Genomic DNA, 26,482 nt, shown 5'->3' with positions numbered 1-26,482 from the left:
ATCAAAAAGCCGCTTTTCCTCCTTTTAATCTAAAAATTTTATCCACGCATTTTGGAATATCCTCCTCATAATGACTCACATAAATCATCGAAACCGGCAGGATTTTGCAAACCAGATCGACAGTTTCTCTGAACCTGACCCTTTGTAAGTCATCCATTCCTTGGGCAGCCTCATCCAAAACCAATAATTCAGGGTTTTTGATCAAAGCCCTTGCAAGCAAGATAAACCTTTGGTTTTCGAGTGAAACCTGACTTAACAATCGATTGGCTATATTTTCCAAATGAAACAATCCCAACCAATCCATTGCCAATTTTTCCTGATCCTGAGAGACTTTCTTGAACAAACCCATGGTATCAAATAATCCCGATAGCACCACTTTGATGCAAGTTTGATTGGGAGGAAAAAACCTTGAAAGCTCCGGTGCTACAAATCCAATTTGTTTTTTGATATCCCAGATACTTTCTCCTGATCCTCTTTTCCGGTCAAAAAGCCATATTTCATTGGCATAGGCTTGAGGATTCTCACCCAATACCAAACTGAGAAGAGTGGATTTTCCAGCACCGTTTTCTCCTTTTAGAGCCCACTTTTCATTGGGGAGAATCGTCCAATTGATGCCATCCAGGATCTGCTTGTCTCCATACCTTACCGCAGTATTTTTAAACTCCAAAATTTTTTGGAAAGAAAATGCCGAATTCTTAACCAAAAGCCTTTTTACAAATTCCGGATCAACGTCATTCTCAAACCGCAAGCTTTGGTGCACTCCTTTTATTCTTTCCGCTTTGTCGGCATTGGAGATTTTATTTTCGCCCAATATGGCTACGTGGGTGATTCCCAATGGAATCTCGTCATGGTGGGTACTCATCAGGACATGGATCCCCGAGGCAATGATATCCGAAAGCATACCTCCAAAATCGCCCCTCGTTTCTTTGTCCAAACCCGTAAGCGGCTGGTCCATCAAAAGAATTTTTGGATTCTTGATCAAAGCTGTGGCAAATGAAAGTCTGCGGGTCTCTCCATTAGACAATTTGATAAGGGATTTGTCTTTGAGATGCTCTAAATTCATGAACCTGATTACTTTTGATAAACTCCAGGGACCAGGCACTTTTACTTCTATGTTTTTAAGATAATCTTCCACAGTCAGGGCCTCGTCCGACTCCATCGAGTTGAAGCGCTGCTGGTAATAGAAATTCCCAAGGTTGGACTTATTCTTGAAAGTATATTGCTGAGAAACGGTGGCAATCAAATCCCTGAATGAGTTTACTTCGCCTGCTTCTGACTTTTGCTCTTGGTATTCTTTGGCAAAAGACCTTTGGATCCTACCTGAAGTCACCATGGTTTTGCCTAATAGGGTATCCAAAAAAGCCGTGAGTTCCACACCGGATTGCCCCAAAATTGCCCAATGTTGACCCTTCTCCCATTCAAAATCCAGGTTCTCAAAAACTACTTTATCAAATTGTCTGACAGTGGCTTTTTGGATGGAAATTAGCGTGGACATGAAGGGGGGTTGTGTTGGTTGTAATTGTTGTAGTGGTTGTAATTGTTGTCAAGTTATCGCGTTGTCGAGTTTTTGGGTTTTGCCAAACTGCCTACTGCGACTGTTAACTGTAAACTCTTACTTCTTCCTCAAACTTTATTCTTACTGTCCATGATGATCGTCACCGGGCCATCATTGACCAAGGCTACTTTCATATCGGCGCCGAATTCCCCTGTTTGGATGGCTTTTCCCAATTCCTTTTCAAGGGAATGAATGAAGTTCTCGTAGATCGGAATGGCAATGTCAGGTTTTGCAGCTTTGATATAAGAGGGTCTGTTGCCCTTTTTGGTACTTGCATGGAGAGTAAACTGGCTAATGAGCAAAATGTCTCCTGAGGCCTCAAGAATGCTTCTGTTCATCACCCCATTTTCATCAGGGAAAATTCTGAGGTTGACGATTTTTTTACTTAGCCATTCTATATCCTCATTGCCATCCGCCTCTTCTATTCCCAATAAGACCATTAATCCTGTCCCGATTTGGCCTTTGACCTGTCCGTCTATTTTGACTGTGGACTCAGATACCCTTTGAATCACTGCTATCATAACTCAAAAATCCTGCATCTTCTTAGAGGAAATAATCTCCACTTTTACCGGTTTGGTTTGGTTGGCATTATGAATCATTGCCTTCGCAACCTGATTGTCATTGATAGGACGGAAAGACTTCCCCAATTTCAACCATACCAAAGGCTTTGTCAATATTTTGGCCACTTCTTCCCCAAACCTGAATTCTTTCCTGTTCCCGACCAATAATGAAGGCTGAAACAGACCAAGATAATCAAATGGTATCACTTTAAGGTCCTCTTCGGTCTCTCCTTTGACTTTGTTGTAAAAAACCGAAGACTGTGGATTGGCACCCATTGCACTGACATATAAAAATTTATTTACACCCAAAGTATGTGTCCAAGCTGCAAATCCGATCACATAATTATGATCAATTTCGTGAAATTTCTCTTTCGATCCTGCCACTTTGATGGTAGTGCCCAAGGAACAGAAAGCATGCATTTCACAGGTTTTTTTATTGATGGCATCTACAAGGGGGAAAAACACCCCGCCCAAGTCCTCTTCCCGGAGTTTGGATTCTATGTCCCAACTTCGGATTTTGCTGAAATCACCTTCCACCTGGACTAACTTATGGTGCTTCAAAGCGAGTTTCCGACGTCCTACTGAAATGAGGTAATCATAAGAACTGTCCTGAAGCAACTGGTGCAGCAGCTGCATGCCAATCAAACCTGAGGTACCTGCGAGAAATGCTATTTTTTTCATATCAGGTAAAGTACGCCCAAAAAGATGAAAAGCAAAAGTTCAAAGTCATTAAGCCTGGGTCTTTTCCCAATTCAAAAAATCCTGGACTTCATGTTTGACAGAATTGAACACCGCTAAAATCACGGAAAGATCATCAGTAAAACCCAAAATCGGCATGAAGTCAGGAATAATATCTATTGGGGTGACAAAATACACCAAACCCAAAACGATGAGACCTAGGGTTTTGGATGAAACTTTAAATTTTCCACTTCTGTGGGCCTGGATCATCCTTTTGAAAATCAAGATCGGTTCCAAAGCTGTCTGAACTTTAGGGTTTTGGGAAACCGCATTTAATCTTTCTCCGACATTTTTTAGAAGCTTTTGAAGCTTACTGTCCTCCCCTGCTATTTGGTTTGCTTTTTCGAGGTAAAGGATTTTGGCCTTACCAAAAAAATCAACTGTCTTTTCCCTTAATGATGCCATGTTTTTAGAAGAATATTCTTATTTCAGACTTAACGGATTTCAAAGCCATTTGGATGGCATCATTTTTCTGGTCCAATGTTAGCTGAAAAACCCGCTTGGCGAGATCGATACTTCTGGCCTCTTCCGGCAAATCCTGCATGGCGGAATTGATGATGGTAACGACACTTTCCACCGCCCTGCGGACGCTTTCCCAAGTTTCATCAGTAAAATAAATCTGCTGAGAAAGGTTATGGTTAAACTCCTCCCTTACCTCATGTAGCAATTGGCTATAGAATTCCCTGGCCGAAAATTCAGGGTTGCTGATTCTTCTGACAAGGTTATTTGGGGTGATCCTCTCAAGTAAAAGACAAAGTCTTTCACCAGCTTGCAACCTGATAGGCAAAATCGTCTGTGTGTTTTGGGTTTTCAAATCCAACAACATTTTCTCCCTTTCTTTCTGAAGAAAGGACATGATAGTCAGGTACATCCCATAAATCACCAATCCTGCAGGCAAAATAATTTTCAATAAATCCGCGAGATACGCCATATAATTACAATAATTTGATCCGAATATCAGAAATTAATAGACGCAATAAAACTTTGCCAATTGATATTTTTAAAACCTAAATTTGAACTTACCTTTCAAAAAGTGGATTAATTAGACATGTTGATTCCGATCCAAATCACTGATAAGGCACAATCCGAAATCAAGGATATAATTGCCCATAAAAATATCCCTCCTGACTACTCGCTCCGTGTTGGAGTCAAAGGGGGAGGCTGTGGCGGAATGTCCTATCTTTTGGGGTTTGATAAACCCAAGGAAGGCGACCAACAATTTGAAGTAGCCGGAATTCCTGTTTTGATCGAAAAAAAACATTACATGTTTTTGATGGGGATGCAGGTTGATTTTTTTGAAGGAGATGAGGCGAGAGGCTTTACTTTTGTCAATCCTGATATTCCAAAAAGACATGACAGTGACATCAAGTAGCAGGTAGAAGCAAGCAAAGTTTTTATCCCCTTCTCTTTAATCCATTTACAAGCTCTTTTTCTTCCCCTACCAGCTTCAATGACCTGATAATCCTGTCCGGTGAAGGTTTGGCTACTGAAAAAAACAACAAGGCAATGGCAAAAGAGACTGTATATCCCGGGTTTTCAAATAAAAACAAACCCAATGCCGATATCAATGCTGTTACCAGCAGTAACCCAAATCTCTTGAATGAGGCTTCGGAATAGGAATGGAGCTTTTTTGGAAGGTCATAATTGGAGTTGACTATACTTTTGCTTTCTTTTTGGAAAACCACAAACTGGGCTAGCAAAAGAGTAAAAACAGTTCCCAAACCAAAATATTCCCAAAATCCAGGTAATTGAGGCACGTTGAAAAAGAAAATCGGGCTCTCTGAATTCAGGTAAACAAATCCAAAAAAGGGAATCGGAATGGCGATCATGATCAGCACAGTCCGTTCCAAATTGTCGTAGATTTTCCTTATTTGTGAGTCTTCCAAAATCCTATTCGATTACAATTTTGATATCAGAACTTGCCGGCTTGGACGAACAACATAGAATATATCCTGCTGCAATTTCACTTTCGCTCAATCCTGCATCTTCGATCATATCAACTTTACCGGAAATCAATTTTCCCCTGCAGGCAGTGCAAAGACCACTTTGACAGCTGTAAGGCATATTGATGTCTTTGTCCAATCCCGCTTCAAGAATTGTTTTTCCGGCAGGAACTTCAAAAGAGTAGGATTGTCCTTCGACAGTTACCTCGATTTCCCGGGTCAGCTCAGGAGACAATTTACCTTCCGACTTGAGTGTCTCCTCTTTGGCGTGAATGTCAGAAAAAAAGCTTTCCTTAAAGATGGATTTTTTGTTAAAACCTATAGATTCGAATGCTGAGATCGCAGTGTCCATTACACCATCAGGACCACAGGTGAAAAATTTTGGAGTATCGAGTCCAGGGTAGTTATTTTCATTAAGGATGGTCTTGACCTTTTCTACATCCAACCGGCCTTTTAGTCCTGTCCAACCGGAACTAGGCTGACTGATATTATGGAATATTTTGAGCCTGTCGGGATATTTTGATTCAAAAGCATCAAGTTGCTTTTTGAAAATAATCTGATCTTCAGACCTACTGCAGTAAATCAGGGTAACTTTTGATTCAGGTTCATTGACAAAAACTGACTTGATGATACCCATGATCGGAGTAATCCCGCTTCCTCCGGCCACCATTACGAAGTGGTTTTTATTTTTGGAATGAAACTCTGTGGTAAAATGTCCCAGAGGTTTCATTATTTCTATGGTTTTACCAGGTCTGATCTGTTCATTGAGGTAATTGGAAACCAAACCGCCTTTGACACGCTTGACGGTAATCCCCGGATGAGGATCTGTAAAAGGAGAAGTACAAAGACTATAAGATCTTCTTACTTCTTTTCCACCCAGTTCCAGAATCAAAGAGATGTATTGACCGGGCTTATAATCGAGATATGGCTCCGGCTGCTCAAAATAGATGGTAACTGTATCTGAAGTTTCTTTGACTACTTCCCTTACTTTCAAAGACATATAATGGTCTCCCCTCTTATTGTCCTCTTTCTTTTTCTTGAATAGATTAAACATTCGCGATTTTCAATTTACACACTAACAATTTTGGCTCGCCCAAAATTAAGGTTCTGTTTTGTAATTATTTTATTTATTCACTGATTAATAACCATCATCACAACAAATTAATGGGAAACAGGTTCGAATTAGGCAAAAGGAATTTTAAAACTTTCTAAAAATCAAATTGAAATAAGAAATAAACAAATTACGCGGACTATACCACCTACAGAAAAGCCTTTTATTAAAAATTTACCTCCGTATTTCATATTGAAAACCTAAATTGCAGGCTCAAATCAAAAATCATCCTTATGGAATTGACACATCTGACAGCCGTGAGCTCCATTGACGGCCGTTATGGAAATAAAACCGCTCCTCTTCGTTCCTATTTTTCAGAGTTTGCTTTGATCAAATACCGGGTTCACGTAGAAATAGAGTACTTTATCGCCCTTTGCGAACTTCCACTTCCACAGTTGAAGGATTTTGATAAAAACCTTTTCCCCGCTTTGAGGAAGATTGTTTCTGAGTTTCAAATTGTCGATGCCGAGACCATCAAAGAAACAGAGAAGACAACCAACCACGATGTGAAAGCGGTGGAATATTTCATTAAGGAGAAATTTGACAAACTGTACCTTCAAGACTTCAAGGAATTCATCCATTTTGGCCTGACTTCGCAGGACATCAATAATACCTCTACTCCGCTGATGCTCAAAAACGGGCTCAATGAGGTGATTTTACCGGCTTTGGATCGGGTCATGTCTAAGCTCCTATCCCAGGCAAACGATTGGAAAGATATCCCGATGCTTGCCAAAACCCACGGTCAGCCTGCCTCCCCGACAAGGTTGGGCAAAGAGATCTTGGTATTTGTGGTACGCCTTGAAAAACAACTTGGATTATTGTCACAGGTACCTTATTCCGCAAAGTTTGGAGGGGCCACTGGGAATTTGAACGCCCATTTTGTGGCGTACCCAGACACAGACTGGCATGGATTTGCAGATGGTTTTGTTTCAAAATATTTGGGATTGGAAAGAAGCTATCCTACGACCCAAATTGAGCATTATGATAACCTTGCTGCGCTTTTTGATGGGTTAAAAAGAATCAATACCATCCTTTTGGACCTGTCCAAAGATGTGTGGCAATATGTAGCCATGAATTATTTCAAGCAAAAAATCAAAGCCGGAGAAATAGGATCTTCTGCCATGCCACATAAAGTAAATCCCATTGATTTTGAAAATGCAGAAGGAAATTTAGGGATTGCCAATGCACTTTTGGAGCATTTGGCTGCCAAACTCCCGGTTAGCAGGTTGCAGCGGGACCTTACGGACAGTACGGTACTTCGGATTATCGGAGTTCCTTTGGGACATATGCTGATTGCTTTCGAGTCTTTAGAAAAAGGACTTGGAAAACTTGAACTCAACCGTGCAGCTATAGATGCTGATCTGGAGGACAATTGGGCGGTGGTTGCAGAAGCCATTCAGACAATTTTAAGAAGAGAGGGTTATCCAAAACCTTACGAAGCTTTGAAAGAATTGACTAGGACAAATGAAAAAATCACCGAAACTTCCATCAAACATTTTATAGGCACCTTGAATGTTTCAGATTCGATAAAGGCCGAATTAAGCAGAATAAGCCCTTTTAATTTTACAGGGAAATATTGAAAAAATGGGTTTGGGAATTTGAAATACGGATGGTTTTTGAACAAAGGATGACTTTATTGGATTTACTTTAATGTTCATTTTATCAAAAATGTTCTTTAAGATTTGGTTAAAAATGATATTTTAGCCTAAAGATTGAACCAAACAAGTCCTTATTCCATGCAAAAAAACCTCTTTTCCCACCTAGGCAATGATTTACCTGCAGGATTGGTCGTTTTTCTGGTAGCTCTTCCTTTATGTCTCGGAATTGCTTTGGCGTCGGGCGCACCCTTATTTTCCGGAATTATAGCAGGAGTTATCGGGGGTATCGTCATAGGTTCTTTATCCGGTTCGCACACTTCTGTCTCCGGTCCTGCGGCAGGTTTGACGGTTATAGTCCTCAATGCCATCACCGAACTTGGGAGTTTTGAAGTTTTCCTTTCTGCGGTAGTCCTTGCAGGAATAATCCAAGTTGGTTTTGGCGTTCTAAAAGCCGGGGTGATAGGGAATTATTTCCCCACTTCGGTAATTAAAGGAATGCTGGCCGGTATTGGTATTATTTTGATTATCAAGCAAATCCCCTATGCATTTGGCATAAACGAAACCAAGGAACTGGAAAAATATATTCCCTTTGTCAATGACTGGGATACTGTCCTGAGTCTGGGAAATTTGTCCAAAACATTTGATTTTGGGGCAATTATTATATCAGCAATATCCATTGGCATCCTGGTTTTATGGGACCAACCTTTTGTCAAAAAGCTGTCTTTTTCCAAAATAATTCCCGGTCCTTTGATTGTGGTTTTATTAGGAATTGGATTGAATAACTATTTTAAATCTTTTGTTCCTTCCTTGTATTTGAGCGATGAAGATAAAGTAGTTTTGCCAGTAGTCCAGTCTTTTGATGGATTTTTCAACCTGTTCACATTCCCGGATTTTTCGCAATTGGGTAACAGCGATGTTTGGCTTGCGGCAGTGACTATCGGGATTATTGCAAGTTTGGAAACCTTGCTAAGTTTGGAGGCTGCAGATAAAATAGACTCACTGAAACGTGTTTCCCCTCCAAATCGGGAGCTTGTAGCACAGGGTATCGGTAATGTTTTCAACGGCTTTGTAGGAGGACTTCCGGTGACAGCTGTTATTGTCAGGAGTTCTGCCAATGTAACTGCAGGAAGTAGGACCAAGATGTCCACGGTTTTCCACGGGATCTTGCTTTTTGCAAGTGTCATGTTTATCCCCGGTCTGCTAAATTTGATCCCCTTGGCATGCCTAGCTGCGATATTGCTGATGGTGGGATACAAGCTTACCAAGGTGTCTCTTTTCAGGAATCAGGCAAAACTTGGTTGGGATCAATTTCTCCCATTTATCATCACTATTTTGGGGATTGTTTTATTCGATCTATTGATAGGAATTGGTTTGGGGATGGGTATAGCGATGGTGTTTATCCTTTTGAGAAATTACCAAAACTCTTATCTGCTTGATGATAGGAAAGAGGAAAGCGACGGTTCGGTCAGGATAATCCTGTCAGAAGAAGTGAGTTTTCTCAATAAAGGTGCGCTGATTAAAGCCCTAGAAGATATTCCCGATGGAAAACACGTCATTATAGACGGTTCCAAATCCAAAGTAATTGACTACGATGTCCTCGAAGTAATAGAGAAATTCAAAACCAATGCAGGATCCAGAAACATAGATGTGGACACAATCAAGATCAAATCAACCAAAACGAAGGGGTTAGACTAAGGGCAAAAAGATTTCAGCCATCATGCACCTGACACTTCCACCACCAATTTTTTCAATGGTAGGGATCTTCGGGACAAGGATTTCAGTGTATCTTTTGATAATGTTAATTTGTACCTCATTGAGAGATTGAAATGCAGATTGAGACATGACGGTAAATTTTTCACCCTTACGGTTTTGTATTTCGAGCATATTCCCGGCAAACTGAAATTTCTGCTTGGACGTAATCGGAATCATTTTTTTTCCAGTCTTTTCGAGATACTCCTGGACTTTCAGTTTTTCCGAGGCAAGCGGAATACTGTCCAAACAGACAACAGCAATCTCAGAACCGACATGCATCATCACATTGGTATGGTAAATCGGCGATGCTACACCATTTATAACTTGAGTCGCATCAAAGTCAACAATCTCAAATCCCATTAATTTACCGAAATATCCCAATGGAATATGGTGTGTCCTTTGGGACCGGCAGGCATAAGCTATTTTATTTATTCTATCCAAGATCAAGCTTCCCGTACCTTCGAGAAATTGGTTGTCCTGCTCAAAAAATGTCAAATCAATTATTTCACTTATTTTGAATCCTTTTTTTATGAGGATTTCAATTATATCTTTTCTCCTTTCCAATCTCCTGTTTGGAGAAAACATGGGATAAAGCACCAATTTTCCGTCATGATGGGTGCTGAACCAATTATTTGGAAAAACCGCATCGGTTTTTTTTGGTAAAGCTGTATCCTCAACCGCCAAAACATCGACGCCTTTTTCTTGAAGCAGGGAAACAAAAGCATCAAATTCCTGCCCAGCCACAGCATTTACCTCATCTGTACTGCGATCATCTTTTTGTTGATAAAAGTTATTTTCAGCAGTTTCAGGGTTAAAACCAAAATTTGCAGGTCTAACCATTAAAATGTGGGAAGTAATCTGATTTTTCATGAAGTTTTGATTGGGAATACTACTTTCGATTGTATCTGTACAATACAGGTTCTATGTTGAACCTTTTTTCGCTTAAAGTGAAATAACTTTTTCCATTCGGATGAAAACCAAGTGCTTCACCTTGAGGCTCAGGTTTATAGGGCAAAATCAAAGGATCCCGCGCCAAAGCCTGAGCGATAGTTTCATTTACATTTCTCTTCCAATAATAGACAGTAAAGTAATTTTTGATCAAAATCTCTTTGCCATCTACCGAAATATCCCCGGCTACGGACATCGTAAACGGCAATTCCATCACTTTTTCCAGAACCGCCTCTTTACTCTCAAACGCCTCTTGGGTAGTTTTGTAAAGGATGTTCAGGCTATCACGCTTGGTCAAAATAAAAATGTCTTTCGAAATCGGGTCTACCATCAGCGTCTCTGCATCTTTTGCCCCATCAGGGTAGCTGAGTTTCAATATCTCAGGCTCTACTTCCATCGCTTCTAAAAATTGATCGGGTTCAGGAAATCGATAAATGAAAATATTGGTATACTTTAACTGATTGTCACCAATCTCCCCAACGTAAACATAATTCAGTTTTGGATCCGGTCCAGGGCCAACAGCTATATCTTCCCAATCCCTATTCCAAACCCCCTTGAGTTTGAATACACCCATTCCTTTTCCGAGGGAATCAATCACGTAAACCCTTCTTCCACCTCCACTGTCATTGTGGGTATAGATCAGACCATCATGGTCTCTAGAGAATGCCATCCCGCTCGCCTCTTCAATTTCCTTGTTTTCTAAAGTGCCAACGCTGATTTGGTTTGTAAAAACATGTTGATCAGCCATTTTTTCAAGCCTGACCAATTTTGGTTGGGGGATATTAAGCATCAGCATGGATGGAAAAAAGTACAAAAACAAAAACAACCTCATGTATTCACTCATTTTTCAGTCTCTCTTTTATAATGGGTAGCAAAGTTCAGGCTTTTTTGGGTTTGGCAAAGTTAATTATTGTTAGGATTTCTATCCAAATCCGGCTTGGGGTATCCTTAATAATCCGGCGATTCAATGTTTAAACAAAATCCGACCGATTAAATTCAATTGATCCGTTAATTATTTCCTTTTGTAATAGTTCAATTCAGGAATAACATCATCATTCCATTCACTTAAGGTAAAATAACCACCCTTATCATCGAAGCAAATGGCTTCTCCCTGTTCTTCTTTTTCGTAAGGCGCAAATGACGGAATGCTACCCAACAATTCCACCAAGGATTGGTCTGTGGTTTTTTTCCAAAAGAAAATTTTGTCATAATTCTTGATCAAAACCTCATTGCCATCCTCTGACACAGTCCCTGCTGTTGCGATTCTAAATGGAAAAGTACCGGATAGAATTGCTTTGTTTAATTTATCTGTCTTTTGAGGAAAGGGTAAAGAAAAGAGCAGGGAGAAGATGTCCCTTTTGGTAACCAACAAAATATCCTTTGTGGTTGGATCTACCAAAATTGCTTCAACATCATGGCTTTTGTCAGGATATTCAAATACGATTTTATCCAAAGGTACTTCCAGGTCAATGGTTTTGGACCGATGAGTTTCTTCAAACCTAGGCTCTTCTATACGGTAAATGGTATAATCTTCATAATCCAGATTATTGTCGCCTGTGTCGCCGATATATAGGTAGGTTTTTCCTGATTCGGGACCTATACTGATTTCAAGATCCTCCCAATCTCTATTTTGAGCGCCACTGATCTTGTATTCAGCAACTGTCTCACCGGTGTTGGCATCGAGAAGGTAAATGCTATTGGTATTGCCTTTATCCATAAGGGTCCAGACAAATCCACTGTTTTTTCGGCTGTAAGCAAGTCCGGATGATTCCTTCAATCCTACTTTTCCTTTTGATTCGGCATTTGTTTCAAAAAATTCTGAATTTTTTAAATCACTTAATTTATAATCAGATTTGAAAGGAATGTTCCCCACCGGGCTATTATCCGGAGCTTCATTTTCTTTGCATGAAAAAAGAAAGATTACCAATAGAGGCAAATAAAAATGGAATTTCATCAGATTATCGGATTGGAATTACAGCTGCAAGGTAAGAAATAAATTCCTGAAGGCTGATTTTACTTACAATCATGGCTATGATTTGTGTATCACCCAAAAAAAATAGGCAAACAATTTCTTGTTCGCCTATTTTCAATGAAAACTTCTAAGGATTATCCCGCTTTCTCTTTTTTATCTACTGTGATGGTCAACTGATCACCCTCTCCGGAGTAATCTGCCATAATCACATCGCCTTCTGAAAGTTCTCCTTTGAGTATTTCTTCAGCCAAAGCATCTTCGAGATACCTTTGGATTGCCCTGTTCAATGGTCTTGCACCATACTGCTGGTCATAGCCTTTGTCAGCCAAGAAATCTTTGGCTTTTTCAGTCAATTGGATAGAATAACCCAAATCTGTGATTCTTTTGAACAATTTGCTCAAACTGATATCAATGATCTTATGGATATGCTCTTTATCAAGCGAATTAAAGACTACAACATCATCCAACCTGTTTAAGAACTCCGGACTGAAGGCTTTTCTTAAAGCACTTTGAATCGTGGACTTCATCACATCGTCCATGCTGGTGGATTTGGCTTTAGACGCAAAACCGATTCCTGCCCCAAAATCCTTCAAGTCCCTTACACCAATATTGGATGTCATGATGATGATGGTGTTCCTGAAATCAACCCGTCTGCCTAACCCGTCTGTCAATATACCATCATCCAAAACCTGTAGTAAGATATTAAAAACATCCGGATGGGCCTTTTCGATTTCGTCAAGAAGTACTACAGAATAAGGCTTTCTTCTGACTTTCTCTGTCAACTGTCCACCTTCTTCATATCCGACATATCCTGGAGGCGCTCCCACAAGTCGGGAGACACTGAATTTTTCCATGTATTCCGACATGTCAATTCTAATAAGCGCGTCATCTTTATCGAAAAGATAGTTGGCCAACATCTTTGCAAGCTCTGTCTTTCCGACACCTGTAGGACCAAGGAAAATGAATGAACCGATTGGTTTTTTCGGGTCTTTCAATCCGACTCTTGTTCTTTGAATTGCTTTTGAAAGTTTTTTGATAGCTTCTTCCTGACCGATTACTTTTGCCTGAAGCTCTTCATTCATGTTCAAGAGTTTCAGGCCTTCATTTTGGGCTATTCTCTTGGCAGGAATTCCCGTCATCATGGCAATCACTTCGGCTACATTGTCTTCTTCTACAGTGTATCTTTTGGTTTTGCTATCTTCTTCCCATTTGTTTTTAGCATTCTCCAACTGCTCAAGAAGTTTTTTCTCCTTGTCTCTCAGTTGGGCTGCTTCTTCATATTTCTGGCTTTTGACAACCCTGTTTTTCTCTACTTTGATTTTCTCCACTTCTTCTTCAAGTCTCAGTATATCTTCCGGAACATGAATATTGTTGATGTGAACCCTAGCTCCTGCCTCGTCAAGGATGTCGATGGCTTTGTCAGGAAGGAATCTGTCGGAGATATATCTGTCTGAGAGCTTCACGCAGGCCTCAATTGCCTCAGGAGTATAAATTACATTGTGGTGATCTTCGTATTTGTCTTTGATGTTGTTGAGGATTTGAATGGTTTCCTCAGGTGTAGTAGCATCTACCATCACCATTTGGAATCTTCTTGCCAAAGCACCATCTTTTTCGATGTATTGTCTGTATTCGTCCAGAGTGGTGGCTCCGATGCATTGGATTTCTCCCCTTGCCAAAGCCGGTTTGAACATATTGGAAGCATCCAAGGATCCGCTGGCACCACCTGCGCCTACGATTGTGTGCAACTCATCGATAAACAAGATTACGTTGGGAGATTTCTCAAGCTCGTTCATGACGGCCTTCATTCTCTCCTCGAATTGTCCTCTATATTTTGTCCCTGCCACCAACGATGCCAAGTCCAAAGTAACTACGCGCTTATTGAACAAGACACGGGAAACCTTTTTCTGGACGATTCTCAAAGCAAGTCCTTCTGCAATGGCAGTTTTACCTACACCGGGTTCGCCAATAAGGATCGGATTGTTTTTCTTTCTTCTTGAAAGAATCTGAGCAACCCTTTCGATTTCTTTTTCTCTACCGATGATTGGATCAAGCTTATCATCTTCGGCCATTTTGGTAAGGTCACGACCGAAGTTATCCAATACTGGGGTTCTTGATTTTTCTCCTGTGGTTTTGGACGCTCCTGAAGAGCTACCTGATGAACCAAACAACTTTGACCCGTCCTCATCTGGATCATCAGCTTCCGCTTTTGCTCTTGGGGCCGAATCTGTCTGGAATTCAAGCATCTCTTTTACAGAATCATAATTGGTATCAAACTTATGAAGGATTTGGGTCGCTATATTGTCTTCATCCCTTAAGATCGATAACAAAAGATGCTCAGTTCCTATCAGTTGGCTTTTGAATATTTTTGCCTCCAGATAAGTGATTTTCAAAACCTTTTCGGATTGTCTTGTCAACGGAATGTTGGCAAGATTCTTTACATTATGCGTTGCAGTTCCTTTAACAGCCCTTTCTATAGAATTTCGGAGCTCGTCAAGTGGCACACCCAATTTCTTTAATATGGAAACAGCCACTCCTTCCCCCTCTCGAATCATACCCAGCAAGAGGTGCTCTGTACCGATGTAATCATGTCCCAACCGCAATGCTTCTTCACGACTGAGAGAGATCACCTCTTTGACCCTGTTTGAAAATTTTGCTTCCATGTATTTCCTTTCTAAATTTTATTTTAAATCTGTAATAATGTTACCGAATTTGTTTTAAAAACACAATCTATTTGCAGATTGTTCAATGATTTTTTTTTGATTGAGCGAGGACTTCTCTTGATTCTGGACCCATACAAAACAACAAATCAAGTATGCTCAGGTTGGGAACAAAGTCTAAGCCAAACAATTGTGGGTAAATAGAGGGTGTCATGAAGTCTCTATCGGCAAATCCTGCTTTGGTGTGGATTATTCCCCTGATATCGGCAGATTCAGGTACTTTGCCGATATTTTGCTCCACATTCAGGCTTACCTTCAGTTTGAGAAGTTTCAGACAAACTGTCAGTAACTCCAGATTCATATCAAACAAAAACGTCAGGTTTTTTTCAAAGACATGGTCAAAGTAGGGATAAAAATATTCAAAAAAAGGCGCCTTTCCATATCCACTTTGGATTCCCCGAAGGTGGACATTTTTCCACTTTTGGCTGTAATCGATTTTCACCTCTCTATAGCACTGTTTTTTACTGCTTCCCAAGACAGGTACTGATAGTACATCCACTTTGTTTGTCAATAAAATATGGGCTCTATTCCTGTAAGTCTGCTTCTGAAATCTCTCTGATGGGTCTATCTTTATTTCATCACAATCCTGGACGGCTACGAAAAATTCGATCGAAGGCAAATAAAAAAGATCGGAAATTATGGTGCTATCTTGGTTCAAATGATCCCTGATTTAAATAAGTTGATTTTCAAATGTTTGCATTCTTGATCGGATTTGTTTCAGTCCTTCGGGAAAATTTTTCACATGATATCCTCCACAGACCCCAATCCCTGACGGACTACCTCTATCTCCTCACCGGTACAATCCAAAATAGTCGATGCGACATTATTTCCATATCCGCCATCTATGACCACATCCACCAAATCCCTAAACTTCTCATAGATCAACTCCGGATCTGTACTATACTCGATCACATCGTCTTCATCGTGGATGGAGGTAGTCAATATCGGAGAACCTAATTCTTTTACAAGCAATCTGGGAATGGCATGGTCAGGAACCCTTATACCCACGGTTTTTTTGTTGCTGTTGAGGATTTTTGGAACAGAATTATTGGCTTCTAATATAAAGGTATACGGCCCGGGCAGTGCTTTTTTCATCATTTTGAAAACTGGCGTACTCAAAGCCCGGGTATATTCGGAGATATTGCTCAGGTCATAGCAGATAAACGAAAAATTATGCTTCTTGACTTTTATGCCTTTGATCAGGGCAATCCGCTCCACCGCCCTGAGGTTATGAATGTTACAGCCCATCCCATAAACCGTATCTGTGGGATATATGATCACGCCGCCATCATGAAGGATGTTGACGATTTTCTGGATTTTCCTTGGGTCAGGATTCTCAGGGTACAGCTTGATAAATTCGGCAGCCATGGCAGCTTTTCAATTCGTTGGTAAGGTCAATGGTTTGCTTTAAACCATTCGATAAAGTTATTCACAATAGGAACATCAGCATCTGCCCAATCAAGAATAAGAAGATTTTCAGGCTCAATCCATCGGATCTGCTGATGCTCTTTGACAACCAAATGTCCACTTATATAGCCACAAAGAAAAGGAATAAGTTCAATTTCCTTCCCTTCTTTGTAAGAATGGAAGTTACTCTTAAATGGCTTTTTAACCTTAATGTCGATATCGAGTTCTTCTTTGATTTCTCTGGTTAGGCAATTTTCGGCCGATTCATTTTCTTCAATCTTTCCTCCCGGAAATTCCCATTTAAATGGTAGATCCATTTTTTCGCCCCTTTGGGCAACAAGGATTTTACCATCTTTGAGGATGATCGCACAGGTCACTCGAATGGTTTTTGCCATAGGTAGAAAGGAATTGCCAGCCCTTGAACAAAAATCTCTATTTTTGCCGTTAATCTATTATTGCCCCCTAATTATATGTTCAAAGACAATAAAACAAAATATTTCCTCATTGCCGTGATAACTTTCTCGGTGCTCCTTACTTCTTTGTCTTTTTATTTTTATCAGGCATTTTTCAGCCCAAATGCACTTACAGAGAAAGAAAAATCATATACTTTGAAAATTCCAAGTAATGCGACTTTTCAGATGGTGTCTGACAGCCTCTACCAAAATAAAGTAATCCACGATTTGATTACCTTCAGTTTTGTGGCAAAAGTTTTGGGATACCAAGATGATGTGAAGCCGGGTTTGTACATTATTCCTGCCAAAACAAGTAACCTTAACCTGGTCAGGCTTCTGAAGTCAGGGAGACAGACACCGGTAAAACTGACATTCAACAATGTCAGGACCAAAGAGGACCTTGCAGAAAAAATTACCAAAAACCTTGAAATCAGCGAAGACGAGTTTTTAAATCTGATCACAGATTCTACCTATATCCGGAAATTTGGGTTTGAAGAAGAAACCGTCATGGGAATGTTTATTCCAAATACCTATGAAATATGGTGGAATACAAGTGCTGAAAAACTATTTGACAGGATGTATAAGGAATATGGAAATTTCTGGACAGAAGCAAGATTGGCTAAAGCCGAAAAATTGGGATTGACTCAAAACGAGGTTTCTACTTTGGCATCCATCGTACAGGCAGAAACCCAAAAGGCAGATGAAAGACCCAAAGTGGCCGGTGTATATCTGAACAGACTGAGAATCAATATGGCATTGCAAGCGGATCCGACGTTGGTTTTTGCTGTGGGCGATTTCAATCTAAAAAGAGTATTGAATGTCCACAAAGAAATCGATAGCCCATATAATACCTATAAGTATCCCGGTCTTCCTCCGGGTCCGATCAACTTACCTGAAATTTCTGCGCTCGAAGCTGTCTTGAATTATGAAGACCACGATTATTTATATTTCTGTGCCAAAGAGGATTTTTCAGGTTACCATGCCTTTGCAAAAGATTACAACGAACACATGAATAATGCCCGCAGGTACCAGACAGCTTTAAACAAATCAAAAATATACTGACATGTTCCAAGCTGAAACCAAAATAAGAGTTCGGTACGCAGAAACAGACCAAATGGGATATGTGTATTATGGAAACTACGCCATGTATTTTGAAGTGGCAAGGGTCGAAGCGCTTCGATCTGCAGGCTTTTCATACAAGCAAATGGAGGATGACGGAATCATTATGCCGGTCTTAGATCTCCATACACAGTTTATCAAACCAGGTAAATATGACGAGCTGCTGACCATCAAGACAACGATACCCGAAATGCCAGGAATCAGGATAAAGTTTGAGTATGAAGTCTTCAACGAAGCAGGGGAACCAATAACAAAAGGCCGGACGACTTTGACTTTTTTGAAAAAAGAAAGCCACAAACCCTGCAGACCTTCCCAATATTTATTAGATTTATTACGTCCATATTTCCAGTAATCCATTTTTAAGTGAAAAAGAGGATCCGCTTACTTTCTATCAGATTTACAAGACAAGCTAAGTTTCTGAGAAAATTCCACCTTGGAAATCCTGATCAAAACCTATATGATGTGGGTAGGATTTTTATGATTCAGATGCGAAAGGATGAAATTACTGAAAGGGCAGGTGCTATGGCTTTTAGTTTTACGATCGCGATGTTTCCGCTTTTGCTGTTTTTGTTGAATATGATCCCTTACGTAGGATTATTTTTTCCAAATGTGACGACACAAAACATCCTGCTTTTCATTGCAGAATTTATCCCATCAAGTGTCTATCAGGAAGCCGAAGCCACGATCATGGATATTGTCAGCAAACCCAGGCAAAGTTTATTGTCTTTGGGTTTTTTCCTAGCCCTTTTCTTATCCACTAATGGCGTGGTTTCGATGATGAATGCTTTCAATGCTGTCTACAGGACGAAGGAGAACAGGTCTTTTTGGATGACCAGACTGATAGCAGTAAGCATCGTGACTGTATTGGTATTGGCTGTTTGCGGGGCGGTATTGATCATGATTATTGGAGGAAGTATTCTTTACCGAATATCGGAGTGGGATATGGTCTCCAGCAACCTTTATATTTATATGCTGACCTTTTTTCGGTTTCTGGTTTTGCTGTCTGTTTTCTTGATCGCTACAGCTTTTATTTTTCGGTTTGCTCCCGCTGTCCATGACAAATGGAAGTTTTTTTCTGCCGGATCTCTCACAGGTGGCATTTTGATCACATTCGGATTTTATCTCTTTTCTTTTTATCTGAATAATTTTGCAACCTATAACAAACTCTATGGCTCTATCGGGGCCATGATTGCAGTCATGCTTTGGCTATTTATCACTTCCCTGATTATCTTGGTGAGTTTTGAGATCAATGTCAGTCTGGACAAAGCAGCAGGTAGACATCTCCTCACCAAAGGGATGGTTGAAGAAAAAATATGATTTTAATCATGATTATATAGCATTTTCATCAAGTTTGGAGTCCTCCCCGCATTCTAATTTTGTACCTGATTCAAAAACCGTTTTCTATGGAAACCAACAAAAGCATTTTTATTGCCACAACACAACCCTTTAGCGGAAAATCAATCATTGCACTAGGATTGGTCGATATGCTGCTTTCAAAAGCACACAAGATCGGTTATTTCAAACCCATCATCAACCACAACCCCGGAGTCAAAAAGGACCCTCATTTCGAAACCCTCATACAACATTTCAAACTTCCGATCCAATACGAAAAGTCTTACGGCTTTACCCGAGAAGAGGCAAATCATCTGATCGAAGCAGGACAGCAGGGAGAAATCATAGATACCATCATCACGAAATACAAAGTCCTTGAAGAAGAATATGATTTCACGATCATTGAAGGGAGTGATTTTTTGGGAGAAGGGACAGCTTTTGAATTTGATGCCAACCTTGCCATTGCAAAAAACCTAGGTTCCCCTGTTATTATTGTCCTTTCGGGAGATGGTAAATCGGCGGCTCAGGTAGTTACCTCGGCCATAGTGACTATCAATAATTTCCTGCAAAGGAAAGTAAAAGTGTTGGCAGTAGTCATCAACAAAGTGGATGATGAATTCAGAAAAGAGATCAAAAAGAGCTTGCAAAGCCAATTGAATAAGGATATCATCTTGGCAGTGATTCCAAAAATACAGGAACTCAAAAGCCCTTCCATGAAAGAAATCAAAGAACACCTTGGAGCGGAGGTCATGTTTGGAGGACAATTTCTTTCCAATCCTGTGGACCACTTCATTTTTGGTGCGATGCAGATTTCAAACTTTCTCAAACACATCAAAAAGAATGTCCTGATCGTCACACCTGCAGACAGGGCGGATATCATCTTGGCTTCCCTTCAGGCCAATCATTCCCAAAACTTCCCGAGGATGGCAGGAATGGTACTGACCGGGGGTTTTGAAATCGCTGATTCCGTCATCAAACTCATTGAAGGCTCTGATGTAAACCTTCCTATTTTGAGAGTGGACGATCCCTCTTTTTATGCGGCGACCAAAGTAGCCGCCATCCATTCCAAAATCAGTCCCGACTGCCCGGATAAGATCATGGGGGCGATCAATACTTTTAGAAAATATATTGACACAGAAGCCCTAGAAAAAGAAATGATCAATTTCGTGGGTGTTGGCATGACCCCAAGGATGTTCCAGTTTCAACTTGTCAAATGGGCGAAAAACAAAAAGAAACATATCGTATTGCCGGAGGGAAAAGACGATAGGATATTGAAGGCCGCTGACCGACTTGTGAAGCAAAAAGTTGTGAAAATCACCCTCCTTGGAGATGTTCACGAGATCAATGCCAGTATCACTAGGCTAGGATTAAACCTAAACAAGGACAATTGTCAGATCATCAATCCACAGGATTCTTCGAATTTTGAAGATTATGCCAATACCCTCTATGAGCTCCGAAAAGGAAAAAATATGCCATTGGAAGTAGCCCGTGACCTGATGACCGATGGGGCCTATTACGGAACAATGATGGTTCATAAAGGCCACGCTGACGGAATGGTCTCCGGAGCAATCCATACCACGGCACATACCATTCGGCCTGCACTTCAGTTTATCAAAACAAAGCCGGGTATCTCATTGGTATCTTCCGTTTTCTTCATGTGCCTTCCGGACAGGGTTACGGTATTTGGTGATTGCGCCATCAATATCAACCCAACTTCTGAAGAATTGGCGGAAATAGCCATTTCCTCCGCAGACACAAGTAAAAGGTTTGGAATCGAACCTAGAGTAGCGATGCTGTCCTATTCCTCCGGTGAATCAGGAACAGGAGAAGATGTAGAAAAAGTCAGAAAAGCGACCGAAATCGTGAAAGAAAAAAGGCCCGACATCAAAGTAGAAGGTCCAATTCAATATGATGCAGCCGTGGACCCGGTGACAGGACGCCAAAAAATGCCCAATTCAAAGGTTGCAGGAAATGCCTCGGTTTTGATTTTCCCTGATCTTAACACAGGGAACAATACCTACAAAGCAGTCCAAAGGGAAACAGGTGCAATGGCCATCGGACCGATGCTTCAGGGACTCAATAAACCTGTCAATGACCTCAGCCGAGGCTGTACGGTAGACGATGTGTTCAACACGGTTGTCATCACCGCCATTCAGGCCCAAGAATAGTTTTCTTATTAAATAAATTTGGTTTGAGAATTGATTTTTATCTGTTCTCAAACCTTTTTTGTTAAGTTCCCTCATGAATTCCAATATTTCCATTTATGAATCCCTCGGTGAGGAAAAGATTAAGCTACTTGTCCAATATTTCTACCAAAATGTGGCAGAAATTAAAGAATTGAGGAAGCTTTACCCAGAGGATTTGGCACCTGCCGAAGAAAGGCTATTTTTGTTCCTCATCCATGTATTTGGTGGACCTCATACCTACTTGGAGCAACGGGGACATCCCATGCTTCGCAAAAGACATTTCCAATGGCCAATCGACGGCGATATGAGAAACTCCTGGCTCAACTGCATGCTGCCTGCAATCGAAAAAGTAGAAATGGACACAGAAATAAAAGATGCTTTACAAGGATATTTTGTCAAGGTAGCTAACCATATGATTAATCAATAAACCATGGTTGTAATTAAGAAGATTTATTCCATTTATGCTTTTTTGATCTTTGGATTGACATTTCTTTTACTTTTCCCCTTATTTCTGATTTGTATCTGGATTCCAAATTGGGAGAAATACGGCAGGAAAGTCAATCAGTTTTGGGCCAACCTGTTCTTTTTTCTGATCTTTATGCCCATCAAAGTGGAAGGGAAGGAAAATATTAAAAAAGGACAACCCTACATCTTTGCAGCAAACCATTTTTCCTACCTTGATATTGCCATGATGGGATTTATCCCGGGCGATGTGGTATATATCGGCAAAAGCTCCATCCGCAAAGTCCCTCTTTTTGGTTATTATTTCAAAAAACTGCATATAGCCGTCAACCGGTCAAGCATCAAAAGCCGCAGTGAAGTGTTGGTAAGAGCAAAAAATGCAATTTCCAAAGGAAGCAGCATTGTGATTTTTCCTGAAGGGGGTATCACCACAGGTATGCCTCCCCACATGAACAAGTTCAAGGATGGGGCATTTAGTCTGGCAATAGACAAACAAATACCATTGATTCCTGTCACATTATCGTTTAATCATTTAATTTTGCCCGACGACGGGCGGCTTATATTGAATTTTAAGAAAGGAAAAATCGTAATTCATCCTCCGATCCCAACGCTTGGCCTGACTTCCAAAGATCTTTCAAGCATCAAAAATAAATGTTACTACACCATCCAGGACCAACTTTGGGAAGACAACAATCTCTTGGATACTGAAAAAACCATAATTCAGACTTTATGAAAATTGATTTGAATACCGTAAAGAAAATCTCCCACCTCGCCAGACTTGAGTTTAACGAGGAAGGAGCAGAAAAAATCCAAAAAGACATGACCCAGATCCTTGATTGGGTGGAGCAACTCAATGAGGTCGATACAATAGGGATTGAGCCTATCACGACCATGTCTTCCGAAGTCAATGTCATGAGAGAAGACGTCGTGGGAGAGCACCTTTCGCATGAAGCAGGTTTGCTCAATGCCCCACAGCGGGATTCGGATTACTTCAGGGTTCCAAAGGTGCTCGAATAATGCCGACAAAAAACAACCAAAAATTAGACAATATCATTTTGAAAGGCCTTCCAATATCACTCTCGGTGGTAGGAGGCCTTTTCCTATTGTTCAGCAGCTTCGTTTGGGAACGTGGGATTATGCCTGTCCTTCCAGGAATATTTTCTGAAGCTGTCTCGGTTCCTGTGAAACTGGTACAGGTCGGTGGGGAATTGGTCAGGATTGAAATGGACAATTTTCTTTTGTTCCAAAATTTCGAATCCATCCCAGCGTTGGTTTACCCCTCCCTCACCCTACTGTTTGGCAGCTTGGTATGGATACTTTTCAGTTTGGGACTTGCCTTGATCAGCTCCCTCAAAAAGCTTTACTTCACTGCGGCGACAGCTCTGGTGATCTTTCTGCTGGCATTCAGCGGAATCAACGGCCTTAATATTGGCGGTATATCAAGCAATTATGCTTTGATTGGATTGATGGCAGGAATCTTGATCCCATTGATGGGATTGTCCTTTTTTGCCCCCTCTTGGGGAATATTGAGAAGGTTTTTGGTAATCCTGATTTCAGGATCTGCGACACTATATCTCTTGACGCAGGTATCTGAAATCCCATCTCCATGGCTTTGGCTAGGGGAAAACAGCGCTTTTCCTCCAGCAGTAGTATCAATGGTTTTCCTCATGCATATCGGTCATGCGTTCATTTCCGGCAGTTCGATTCTATTGATCAAGCTGAATAAGGGAACCGGGATCAAAATCACATGGCATATCCTTTTCATCTTCCTGATTTATTTCTTTCTGGTCTTCTTTTCGTTTTTGGACCTTACAGGTGAGGTTGATTTGCCTTTTCCAATCCTTCCTCCTGTGATTTTGATGCTGATCAGCGGATTGATTGGATATTTTGTATTGCAGTATAAAATCGAACAGACAGATCAGGTATATAACCATCCTGATATTGGCAAATCTTTCTTTTGGATTGGCTATGCTTTGACCACATTCACCTGGGCTTGGGTTATCTTTAAGGACAACCAACCGATGATTGAATTTTTCAACCATATTTTCATCTATGGTCAGGTGGCATTCAGCTTGCTGTTCTATTTGTACCTGATGGCCAATTTTTCCCAAATTCTTAACTCAGGAAAAGAATTGGAGAAAATCATTTTCAAGCCTCAGTTTTTCGCCTATTTCCACATGAGAATCGGAGCAATCATGGCTGTGGTGGTTCTAACCATCTATGCGGATGGGATCGTTGGAGTGCAGTTGGCCTCGGGCAGTTCCAATATCAATGCGGAATATTATTACCAAACCGACCGTCCGTTGGAAGCGGCCATTCTTTATGAGAGTTCTTGGATCCAATACCGAAAAAACGACAAAGCAAAGAATACAGCCTCCCATTTGAGATTTTCGCTTAACCAAACCAATTTGGGAATGGAGAATCTCTATCAGGTATTTGACAATTCCCCCTCGGTCATCAACACACTCTTGCTCAGTTCCAAACTTCATGAACAGGAGAAAATCTTCGATGCTGTTTTTTACCTAGAAAGAGGTTTGAGTTACTTTCCTGGAAATCCATATTTGGCCAATAACCTTTCCCTACTTTATTCCAAACTCAATAAACCGACAGAAGCAATTTCGATGATGGAAGAAATTGTTGACCAAGACCCTGTCATTCAGTCTAATCTTCTTGCCTTAAAAGTCAAGCATCAGATCGAACAGGAAGATGAAGTATCTATTCCAGATGATAAGATTTTCAAAATCAACTACCTGGTTTTTGAAAACAAAAAAGGAAACTTTGCTCCATTTGAGTTGGGTACAAATGACCTTTCAGAAAATTATTCTTTGAAAACAGCCCTTCTCCGAAACCAATGGACCAATAAGGTTACAGCACCGTTAGCCTCGGACCTGCCCATCATTGATTCACTTGTGGCAAAAGCGCAGGTGAGTTCTGAGGAAATGAATCTTCGGGAAACGAGGATATTGAGGACACTTCAAGAATCGTATATCAATGAAACGCTGAAATACCTCAACGGTACTGCGATGGTTCTACCCAATGCCGCAGGTTACTACCATTCCATTTCTGCCAAAATTTTGTATGGAGAATTGGATTTTGAGAAATCCTCGGTGGACATTTTGGTGGCTCAGGAAAGAGGTTTTCAAAACTTTCAGCCCATTCATTTGGCTATTCTTTATTTTGGTGGAAAAGCTGCAGAAGCGCAGATGATTTCTCAAAAATTTGCTGTTCCATTTCCGGATTGGATGGTCTTGGATGAAAACGGGGATTTGGCAGAAAATCCGAAGACGGTCTATTTTGATAGATTATCAAAATTGCACCGCGCAATGCCTGTTGATTTCCTGAATAATCTGGAAGAAATCCAAGACCCTAAATTCAAGTCGGAATATGCTTTCAAAGTATTGTTACACAAAATGCATTGGCTGAATGCCTCTGATTTTGAGAAAGTGAAGAATATTCTGCTTCAAAACTTGGGTGATGTATGGTCTTCTGAAGATTTGGATTCTTGGTATTCATTTGTAACCAAAGAAGAAAAAACAGAACTGACGGAAAAAACCCAAGCATTGATCAAACCAGATCTGGACCTGGGTCGAAATGCATATTGGGTTCCCTTGGTGTTGAAAAAAGTTAAGGCCGAATCCGATGACCTGAAGAAATACGAGATCCTGCAGGACGCGATCCAATTTTCCAAAGACCCGATGCTTTGGATTCAATATGTGAAACAAAGCAGGAAACTAGGACTAGACAGCTATGCAAGCAGTGCGCTGATGGAGATGCAAGGCTGGCTGACTATTTCCCAAATTGAAAAACTGCAATTGGAAAACTTATAGCACCTTTTATCGTAATCTTGAAGTAAAGTTTTTTGCTACAGATCTTTTCCATTAATTTAAGACTTTAAAATTATTTGCCGATGACTAAGATAATAGAAACCACCGCAATCAGTAAAACCTATAAAATGGGTGCGGAAATAGTAGAAGCGCTAAAATCCATAACCATTACAGTCAACAAAGGCGAATATGTAGCTTTTATGGGTCCCTCAGGTTCAGGAAAATCCACTTTGATGAACATCATAGGTTGTTTGGATTCTCCCACAACCGGCTCTTATGTCCTCAATGGAAAGGACGTCAGTGACATGACCGAAAATGAGCTTGCAGAAATCAGAAACAAGGAAATCGGATTTGTATTCCAGACTTTTAACCTCCTTCCAAGAGCCACTTGCCTAGACAATGTGGCGCTTCCATTGATTTATGCAGGATATAATAAAACCGACAGACAGGAAATGGCGAATCAGGCGTTGAAAAACGTCGAACTTGGAGACCGGGTCCACCACAAGCCAAACGAACTTTCAGGTGGTCAGAGACAAAGGGTGGCCATCGCCCGTGCCTTGGTCAATAACCCAAGTATCATCTTGGCCGATGAACCTACCGGTAACCTGGATTCCAAAACTTCTTATGGAATCATGGAGCTTTTCCACGAACTCCACCAAAAAGGAAATACCATCATCATGGTGACACACGAAGATGACATCGCACATTATGCCCATAGGATTATCCGATTGAGGGATGGTCTAGTAGAATCAGATACTGTCAATCCAAATCCTACTAGAGGAATTTCGATGTTGGTATCTGAGTAA

26 protein-coding genes are annotated in these 26,482 nt (G+C 40.7%); 12 read left to right on the top strand and 14 right to left on the bottom strand.

Going from position 1 to position 26,482, the window contains the following annotated elements; all coding sequences use genetic code 11:
* Position 1 precedes the first annotated feature (1 nt).
* From DQW11_RS12875 to DQW11_RS12855, 5 genes are all read right to left on the bottom strand, one after another.
* The gene (locus DQW11_RS12875) at positions 2–1,495 is read right to left on the bottom strand and encodes an ATP-binding cassette domain-containing protein (protein WP_113924483.1); all 1,494 of its coding nucleotides are present in this window, start codon (positions 1,493–1,495) and stop codon (positions 2–4) included.
* Positions 1,496–1,623: 128 nt separating this feature from the next.
* On the bottom strand, positions 1,624–2,076 hold the full coding sequence (dtd, locus tag DQW11_RS12870; RefSeq protein ID WP_113924482.1) for a D-aminoacyl-tRNA deacylase: 453 nt from the start codon (positions 2,074–2,076) through the stop codon (positions 1,624–1,626).
* Positions 2,077–2,079: 3 nt separating this feature from the next.
* A complete protein-coding gene (locus DQW11_RS12865) occupies positions 2,080–2,796 on the bottom strand; it encodes a Rossmann-fold NAD(P)-binding domain-containing protein (protein WP_113924481.1) in 717 nt (238 codons plus the stop codon).
* 48 nt (positions 2,797–2,844) lie between these two features.
* Complete coding sequence (locus DQW11_RS12860) at positions 2,845–3,258, bottom strand: YkvA family protein (protein WP_113924480.1); 414 nt, start codon at positions 3,256–3,258, stop codon at positions 2,845–2,847.
* 4 nt (positions 3,259–3,262) lie between these two features.
* On the bottom strand, positions 3,263–3,784 hold the full coding sequence (locus tag DQW11_RS12855; RefSeq protein WP_113924479.1) for a DUF7935 family protein: 522 nt from the start codon (positions 3,782–3,784) through the stop codon (positions 3,263–3,265).
* A gap of 117 nt (positions 3,785–3,901) precedes the next feature.
* Here DQW11_RS12855 and DQW11_RS12850 point away from each other — a divergent pair, with 117 nt between their 5' ends.
* On the top strand, positions 3,902–4,225 hold the full coding sequence (locus tag DQW11_RS12850) for a HesB/IscA family protein (RefSeq protein WP_113924478.1): 324 nt from the start codon (positions 3,902–3,904) through the stop codon (positions 4,223–4,225).
* 22 nt (positions 4,226–4,247) lie between these two features.
* Here the strand turns inward: DQW11_RS12850 and DQW11_RS12845 are convergent, their stop codons facing one another.
* On the bottom strand, positions 4,248–4,739 hold the full coding sequence (locus tag DQW11_RS12845; RefSeq protein WP_113924477.1) for a hypothetical protein: 492 nt from the start codon (positions 4,737–4,739) through the stop codon (positions 4,248–4,250).
* 4 nt (positions 4,740–4,743) lie between these two features.
* Entirely contained in the window at positions 4,744–5,850 is a 1,107-nt protein-coding gene (locus DQW11_RS12840; RefSeq protein ID WP_113924476.1) for a ferredoxin--NADP reductase, read from the bottom strand.
* 290 nt (positions 5,851–6,140) lie between these two features.
* Here DQW11_RS12840 and purB point away from each other — a divergent pair, with 290 nt between their 5' ends.
* Both purB and DQW11_RS12830 read left to right on the top strand, forming a co-directional pair.
* Positions 6,141–7,487: an adenylosuccinate lyase gene (gene purB / locus DQW11_RS12835; RefSeq protein WP_113924475.1), complete on the top strand. Its 1,347-nt coding sequence runs from the start codon at positions 6,141–6,143 to the stop codon at positions 7,485–7,487.
* Between the two features lie 156 nt (positions 7,488–7,643).
* On the top strand, positions 7,644–9,200 hold the full coding sequence (locus tag DQW11_RS12830; RefSeq protein ID WP_113924474.1) for a SulP family inorganic anion transporter: 1,557 nt from the start codon (positions 7,644–7,646) through the stop codon (positions 9,198–9,200).
* On the opposite strand, the gene ctlX is transcribed toward DQW11_RS12830, so the two are convergent.
* From ctlX to DQW11_RS12795, 7 genes are all read right to left on the bottom strand, one after another.
* Complete coding sequence (ctlX, locus tag DQW11_RS12825) at positions 9,192–10,127, bottom strand: citrulline utilization hydrolase CtlX (protein ID WP_113924473.1); 936 nt, start codon at positions 10,125–10,127, stop codon at positions 9,192–9,194. The two genes, DQW11_RS12830 and ctlX, sit on opposite strands and share 9 nt — an antisense overlap.
* A 19-nt stretch (positions 10,128–10,146) precedes the next feature.
* Positions 10,147–11,049 carry a hypothetical protein gene (locus DQW11_RS12820; protein ID WP_113924472.1) on the bottom strand — a complete coding sequence of 301 codons (903 nt, stop codon included), beginning with the start codon at positions 11,047–11,049 and terminating at the stop codon, positions 10,147–10,149.
* 168 nt (positions 11,050–11,217) lie between these two features.
* Entirely contained in the window at positions 11,218–12,159 is a 942-nt protein-coding gene (locus DQW11_RS12815; protein ID WP_232826740.1) for a hypothetical protein, read from the bottom strand.
* Between the two features lie 152 nt (positions 12,160–12,311).
* A complete protein-coding gene (locus tag DQW11_RS12810) occupies positions 12,312–14,837 on the bottom strand; it encodes an ATP-dependent Clp protease ATP-binding subunit (protein ID WP_113924471.1) in 2,526 nt (841 codons plus the stop codon).
* A gap of 82 nt (positions 14,838–14,919) precedes the next feature.
* Positions 14,920–15,552, bottom strand: coding sequence for a WbqC family protein (locus tag DQW11_RS12805; protein ID WP_232826739.1), 633 nt, complete (start codon positions 15,550–15,552; stop codon positions 14,920–14,922).
* A gap of 80 nt (positions 15,553–15,632) precedes the next feature.
* Positions 15,633–16,262, bottom strand: a complete 630-nt coding sequence (locus DQW11_RS12800) for an L-threonylcarbamoyladenylate synthase (protein ID WP_113924470.1) — start codon at positions 16,260–16,262, stop codon at positions 15,633–15,635.
* Positions 16,263–16,288: 26 nt separating this feature from the next.
* The gene (locus tag DQW11_RS12795) at positions 16,289–16,696 is read right to left on the bottom strand and encodes a (deoxy)nucleoside triphosphate pyrophosphohydrolase (protein WP_113924469.1); all 408 of its coding nucleotides are present in this window, start codon (positions 16,694–16,696) and stop codon (positions 16,289–16,291) included.
* A gap of 75 nt (positions 16,697–16,771) precedes the next feature.
* Here DQW11_RS12795 and mltG point away from each other — a divergent pair, with 75 nt between their 5' ends.
* From mltG to DQW11_RS12750, 9 genes are all read left to right on the top strand, one after another.
* Positions 16,772–17,815 (top strand): endolytic transglycosylase MltG, encoded by a 1,044-nt coding sequence (gene mltG / locus DQW11_RS12790; RefSeq protein WP_113924468.1) that lies wholly within the window; start codon positions 16,772–16,774, stop codon positions 17,813–17,815.
* Between the two features lies 1 nt (position 17,816).
* A complete protein-coding gene (locus DQW11_RS12785; RefSeq protein WP_113924467.1) occupies positions 17,817–18,224 on the top strand; it encodes an acyl-CoA thioesterase in 408 nt (135 codons plus the stop codon).
* Positions 18,225–18,235: 11 nt separating this feature from the next.
* Positions 18,236–19,189 carry a YihY/virulence factor BrkB family protein gene (locus tag DQW11_RS12780; protein WP_113924466.1) on the top strand — a complete coding sequence of 318 codons (954 nt, stop codon included), beginning with the start codon at positions 18,236–18,238 and terminating at the stop codon, positions 19,187–19,189.
* 86 nt (positions 19,190–19,275) lie between these two features.
* Positions 19,276–21,372 carry a phosphate acetyltransferase gene (pta, locus tag DQW11_RS12775; RefSeq protein ID WP_113924465.1) on the top strand — a complete coding sequence of 699 codons (2,097 nt, stop codon included), beginning with the start codon at positions 19,276–19,278 and terminating at the stop codon, positions 21,370–21,372.
* 58 nt (positions 21,373–21,430) lie between these two features.
* Positions 21,431–21,817 (top strand): globin domain-containing protein, encoded by a 387-nt coding sequence (locus DQW11_RS12770; protein ID WP_317047884.1) that lies wholly within the window; start codon positions 21,431–21,433, stop codon positions 21,815–21,817.
* A gap of 3 nt (positions 21,818–21,820) precedes the next feature.
* On the top strand, positions 21,821–22,585 hold the full coding sequence (locus DQW11_RS12765; RefSeq protein WP_113924463.1) for a lysophospholipid acyltransferase family protein: 765 nt from the start codon (positions 21,821–21,823) through the stop codon (positions 22,583–22,585).
* Entirely contained in the window at positions 22,582–22,869 is a 288-nt protein-coding gene (gatC, locus tag DQW11_RS12760; protein ID WP_113924462.1) for an Asp-tRNA(Asn)/Glu-tRNA(Gln) amidotransferase subunit GatC, read from the top strand. Before DQW11_RS12765 ends, gatC begins: the two co-directional genes overlap by 4 nt.
* Entirely contained in the window at positions 22,869–25,679 is a 2,811-nt protein-coding gene (locus DQW11_RS12755; RefSeq protein WP_113924461.1) for a tetratricopeptide repeat protein, read from the top strand. Before gatC ends, DQW11_RS12755 begins: the two co-directional genes overlap by 1 nt.
* 80 nt (positions 25,680–25,759) lie before the next feature.
* Positions 25,760–26,482 carry an ABC transporter ATP-binding protein gene (locus DQW11_RS12750; RefSeq protein ID WP_113924460.1) on the top strand — a complete coding sequence of 241 codons (723 nt, stop codon included), beginning with the start codon at positions 25,760–25,762 and terminating at the stop codon, positions 26,480–26,482.

The organism is Cognataquiflexum aquatile, from assembly GCF_003316845.1.
GTDB classification, from domain to species: domain Bacteria; phylum Bacteroidota; class Bacteroidia; order Cytophagales; family Cyclobacteriaceae; genus Cognataquiflexum; species Cognataquiflexum aquatile.
This window is presented reverse-complemented; position numbering and strand designations above follow the sequence as displayed.